This is a genomic window from Vibrio sp. 1249-1, from assembly GCF_033340495.1.
Window position 1 is genome coordinate 1 of the sequence record NZ_JAWOWJ010000890.1, and the last position, 577, is coordinate 577.

General features: G+C 42.3%; 1 pseudogene. It reads left to right on the forward strand.

The features are described 5' to 3' along the window. A pseudogene (locus R7Z50_RS29510) lies at nt 1-577 on the forward strand (hypothetical protein); the annotation flags it as partial.

Genomic DNA, 577 nt, shown 5'->3' on the forward strand with positions numbered 1-577 from the left:
CTTATTCATCAATACTCAAAAACTAACGGTAGCAAAAGAGGATCACTTAACTGAATTCTTCGCTGCTGCGTTAAGGTCTTCAGAACGTTTCAATCGAGCATTTGTTAGGTTGATATTTGGAGACCAAGATAGCAGGTTGATCAGCAAGGTCGAGACACAAGTTATCTATCCAGGATGCCGACCAGACATGCGTCTGATATTAAGTGATGGTTCAATTGTTCTTTGTGAAAATAAACTCGATGCTGCCGAAACGATCGGTAATGTTGAGAGTGGCAACCTCTTTCAATTGGAGCGATATCTGCAACTGCCAGTGGATCATGTGATTTATATTCGCTCTGAGTTACTGCCGCCTTCATACCAAGTTATGAGTCACTCTAAGTATCTATCGCCGATAGAAAAGCCGCATTATTTGTGGCGTGATATTTACCCTTTGTTATGCGAAGACTCCAATCCAATCGCCAAAGAATTACGAGGTGGTTTTAAGAGCATGGGATTTGTTCCTGCTCACCCAGTGATTGGCGATCTGACACGCAATGCGCCTAGAGCACAAAGAGAGAATTTCTCTAAATTTTGGATG